General features: G+C 61.9%; 4 protein-coding genes. All 4 read right to left on the bottom strand.

Translation table 11 applies throughout. The annotated features are described in order from the left end of the window. On the bottom strand, positions 1 to 303 hold a 303-nt coding region (locus tag C5F48_RS22905), incomplete at its 3' end, for a replication initiator protein A (RefSeq protein ID WP_181247759.1). Beyond that, positions 300 to 560, bottom strand: coding sequence for a ribbon-helix-helix protein (locus C5F48_RS22900; protein ID WP_107666015.1), 261 nt, complete (start codon positions 558 to 560; stop codon positions 300 to 302). The genes C5F48_RS22900 and C5F48_RS22905, both read right to left, overlap by 4 nt. After that, positions 544 to 1,221: an AAA family ATPase gene (locus tag C5F48_RS22895; RefSeq protein ID WP_107666014.1), complete on the bottom strand. Its 678-nt coding sequence runs from the start codon at positions 1,219 to 1,221 to the stop codon at positions 544 to 546. The genes C5F48_RS22900 and C5F48_RS22895 overlap by 17 nt, the downstream gene beginning before the upstream one ends. A gap of 379 nt (positions 1,222 to 1,600) precedes the next feature. Then, positions 1,601 to 1,903: a GNAT family N-acetyltransferase gene (locus tag C5F48_RS26530; protein ID WP_107666013.1), complete on the bottom strand. Its 303-nt coding sequence runs from the start codon at positions 1,901 to 1,903 to the stop codon at positions 1,601 to 1,603. Positions 1,904 to 2,762: the final 859 nt, after the last annotated feature.

Raw genomic sequence — 2,762 nt, 5'->3', positions numbered from 1 at the left:
CAGCAAGTCATACGGCCGAAAAGTGATGGTGGGGCTTGGTTTGTGCCCACGCTCCACCCCCGCGTTTATCTGCGAGATCGCCCAAAGGAGGATGTCGAAGTCGTAGATGGTGGCGATGCCGCCGGTCTGTTCCGACGCGGTGATCGTGACTTTTTGGCCGGAAGGGCCTTCCCAGTCCAGCCGCATCGGGCTGCGCTTGGCGAGGCTGACCATGGGCGCCGACATCATTTCCCGGTCGTCGCGCAGCGGGATGTCTCCCACGATGGCGACGAAGAGGTCGAGCTGCTCTTTCTGAGTGCTCATTTTTGGCCTTCGTAGCAGTCCATCAGGATGTGCAGCATATCGGCATAGGTGCGGCGATCATCCTTACAGATCGCGCGGAACCGGGCGATGACGTCCGTGGGAGCCTTGATGCTGATCTGTCCCTCCGTGACGGGTTCGCGGCTGGGCCAACGTTTGGGTTCTTCGGCCAAGGCGCGCGGCAGCTCTGCTGGCGCGGCGGCCTCTCGAGGCTTCGACTCGAAGCTCTTCAGTCGATTCAGGTCAAGCGATCGCGGCATTGCGGCTTCCTTCCAGCATGTCGATCACCTCGGAGGTGAAGTCCTGGGCGTTGATGATGGCCTTGTCGATGCCGTTCACATCGGCAGGGTCAAGCTGGCGCAGCCCCCCTCCTGCGTTGTGCAGCGAAGAGAAGGCTGTGCGACGATGGAGCTCGGTCTCGAACACATGGCCGGCTTTTCTCAGTTCGGCATGGATGTGCTTTTCGAGTTTGCTTTTCACAGCCGCCGATGTGCGTGCGAAGAGGATGGCGGCGGGGATCGTTCGTCGGCGCGCCCTGCCCTCCATCGCGATCTCGGCGAGAGTTTCGATGGCCGCATCTGCGTCTTGCTGCTCTTCTCCCGACGGAATGATCACCAGGTCGGACTCAGCAATGGCGAATGACGTTAAGCGGCTGGCCGAGCCTTCGAGATCTATCAGCACAAACGTCGCTTTGGACTGAGCCTGCGCTATCTCGTCCTGAATGTTTCGCTCGCCGCCGCTGGTGACGACGGAAATGCGCGGCGGCAGCTGCGACAGCGTCGACCACCGGGTCAGGCGTTTGGCCGGGTCAGCATCGATCACGATGACATCGGTGCCTTCGGCAAGCTCGGTGCCGAGGATGATGGCCGATGTGGTCTTCCCTGCCCCGCCTTTGGATGTCGCAAAAGAGATGACGGGCATGGCGAACTCCAGATGATTTGAAAGGGGGGGGTATACGGTAGGCTAGGATAGGTAAAGCATGCCATGGCTGTACTAGGATGTCCATTCATAGCCATGCCTACGGTATAGTAGGGTACCTCAAGATACCCTACTATACCGTAGGGTATTATAGGGTATCGGGATGGGGCGACGCCATCGGTACTCTCGCAAGAACGGCCGAAACCATCGCCGGCATCACTGACCACAAGGCCAAAGTCGACGACCTGCTCCCGTGGCGCTAGAGCAGACAGAGCTTAGATTTGACGGTTAAGTGGGGATCCTGACAGCCGGTCGGGGCCGAGCCGGTCCGGGGGGCAGGGGAGGGGAGGGACGCGGGCATGGCCCCCGCTCCCCCCTTGGCCTATCTGCGCGCAATCCGTGCCATGGGAACCGCGTCCACATAAGCGCCCGCCTTGAACGCGTAGCCTTGAAAAAGCCCCTCCCGCTGGAAGCCAAGCTTTTCGTAAAGAGCGATTCCAGCCAAATTATCCTGCAGAACCATCAACTCGATCCGCCGAAGTCCCAACCAGTTGTCGGCTTGCGAAAGCAGCTCCCTCACCAGGCGCTGACCAATACCCCTCCGTCGATGGTCATCATGAACCACAAGATCAACAGCGCCTGTGTGACGGCACCGCGGCTCGGTAGCTACATTAAAGACAAGCATGTCCCACGAGCACCCCCTCAGCCTCAGCGACCAGGTTCACCTGGGGCTGAAAGTACTGAAGCGCCTTTGTGCGTTCCGCCACGGAGCGGAAAGGAAGTTGGAGCGTGCCGTTAACCACGCCGGCGTGTTCAGCAACTGCGTGAGTGCAGGAGCATCGGAAGGCTCAAAAGCCCGAGTCTGGATCACGCGGCTGTCGTCGGTCATCTTCGCTGTCCCGCCGGCTCCCGGGAAGAACCTACCATGGCAGCCTCAGACAGCAATTGCAGCCTTGGGCTCGAACCCGCGCCCGAGTGAAGCGCCCTGAAGCATCGACCGGGCGTCCCCGACCGGAGGCCGTGGCCGCGCTCTACTTCCGTCCGGGAGGCTGGCCGGAACCGGAGCCAGGACATCGACCTCTCCCTGCGCTGCGGGCGTTCTGACTGTCTCGCAGAGCCAGCCATGACGCAGCCGGGCATGGTCGGTCCGACGCCCCGTCTCCGCCCTGCGGGTGACGATCGGCTGGCGCAGAAGATCCGGTGGAGATCCCGACATGTGTGGGATCGGGCGCCGTGATCCTCCTGGCCCACATGTTCTCGCCTTGATGCCGGTTCAGCGCGAAGCCCCGCCCGGCAGATGTGATGGCGCAATGGGCGGCCGGCGCGGGATATGTGATCTGCTGGGAGCTGATCGAATAGAAGCCGATCCGGCGCTGGAGCAAAGCCGTCGGCGGAGATATCATCGCCGCTGCGCTGGTGGGCCGGCCAGGCTGCTACGACGGGGAATGGCCCGGGTTCCGGTTGCGAGTTGGTCATGCGCCTGCTCGCAATAGGGGGCGGACGCCTCTCGCAACCTATGAATTACGGGGTTTGGCATAGTCGCG

This window comes from Cereibacter changlensis JA139, from assembly GCF_003034985.1.
In the GTDB taxonomy this organism is placed as follows: Bacteria; Pseudomonadota; Alphaproteobacteria; order Rhodobacterales; family Rhodobacteraceae; genus Cereibacter; species Cereibacter changlensis.
This window is presented reverse-complemented; position numbering and strand designations above follow the sequence as displayed.

Bases quoted from the DNA above. Each gene is read 5' to 3' on its own strand.
- C5F48_RS26530 (WP_107666013.1), bottom strand. From the start codon at position 1,903: ATGCTTGTCTTTAATGTAGCTACCGAGCCGCGGTGCCGTCACACAGGC.
- C5F48_RS22895 (WP_107666014.1), bottom strand. From the start codon at position 1,221: ATGCCCGTCATCTCTTTTGCGACATCCAAAGGCGGGGCAGGGAAGACC.
- C5F48_RS22900 (WP_107666015.1), bottom strand. From the start codon at position 560: ATGCCGCGATCGCTTGACCTGAATCGACTGAAGAGCTTCGAGTCGAAG.